1 protein-coding gene and 1 pseudogene are annotated in these 1267 nt (G+C 73.3%); both read left to right on the top strand.

Translation table 11 applies throughout. The features are described 5' to 3' along the window. Nucleotides 1-273: pseudogene (locus BM414_RS28145) on the top strand (methyl-accepting chemotaxis protein); the annotation flags it as partial. Between the two features lie 29 nt (nt 274-302). Then, a partial coding sequence (locus tag BM414_RS28140) for a HAMP domain-containing protein (RefSeq protein ID WP_139246144.1) occupies nt 303-1267 on the top strand: 965 nt, incomplete at its 3' end.

Genomic DNA, 1267 nt, shown 5'->3' with positions numbered 1-1267 from the left:
ATCGGTGAGATCTCCTCGATCGTCGCCCAGATCTCCGACCGCCAGACCACCATCGCCTCCGCGGTGGAGGAGCAGACCGCCACCACCAGTGAGATGTCCCGGTCGGTGGCCGAGGCGGCCCAGGGGTCGGGGCAGATCGCCGACAACATCTCCGGCGTCTCCTCCGCCGCGGACTCCACCACCCAGGCGCTGAGCCAGACCCGCGTGGCCGTCGACGAACTGTCCCGGATGGCCGCCGACCTGCGCACCAGCGTCGCCCGTTTCACGCACTGAACCCGTACGAGAGACCCCAGGAGTACCCCATGAGCACCCCCCGTGCCGGCCGTTCCGGCGGCTGGTTCGCCGACCGGCCGATCGCCGTCAAGATCGGCGCAGCCGTCGCCGTCCTCGCGGTCGTCGCCGTCGCCATGACCGTCCTCGCGGTCAGCCGGCTGTCCGCCGTCGAGGCCGCCGCCGCCCGGATCAACGACAACGTCGTCCGGCTGTCCGACCTCGCGAACATCCAGCGGTCCTGGCAGGGCGACCGGTCGCGGTACAACACCTACCCGATCGCCGACGCCCGGCAGCGTGCCGACCTGCGCACCGACCTCGCCGAGCGGCGGGACACCATCGAGGGCCAGCTCGACGCCTACGCCGAGGTGACGGTCAACAAGACCGCCTTCGAGGAGTTCCGCGCCGTCGTCGAGGACTACTACTCGGTCGCCGAGACGCAGCTGGTCCCGGCCGCCGACGCCGGGGACCTGGCCGCCGCGGCCGCGGTGATCACCGGTCCGCTGCAGGACCGCGCCGACGTCCTCATGGACCAGTACAACGCCATGCAGGAGCGCCGCGTGGCCGCCGGGCAGACCGACACCGACGACGCCGTGGGCATCGTCTCCTCCGCCACCGCCACCCTGTGGATCTCGCTGGCCGCCGGCATCGCCGTCGCCGGCGGGCTGACCGTCCTCGTCGTCCGGCGGCTCGTGGCCACCGTCCGCTCCGTGCAGCGCTCGATCGAGGCCCTGGCCGACGGCGACCTGACCGTGACCCCCGAGGTCCGCGGCCGCGACGAGCTGGGCCGCATGGCCGCCGCGCTGGTCACCGCGCAGGAGACGATGCGCGGCGTCATGTCCTCCGTCGCCGGCGCGGCCGACGCGGTGGCGGCCTCCAGCGAGGAGCTGTCGGCCTCGGCCGCGCAGATCTCGGCGTCGGCCGAGGAGACCTCCGCGCAGTCCGGCGTGGTGTCCGGTGCCGCCGAGGAGGTCAGCCGCAACGTGCAGACGGTGGC

This window comes from Geodermatophilus amargosae (assembly GCF_900116515.1).
GTDB classification, from domain to species: domain Bacteria; phylum Actinomycetota; class Actinomycetes; order Mycobacteriales; family Geodermatophilaceae; genus Geodermatophilus; species Geodermatophilus amargosae.
The sequence above is the reverse complement of the archived record's forward strand: the minus strand, read 5'-3'. Positions and strand labels throughout refer to the sequence as shown.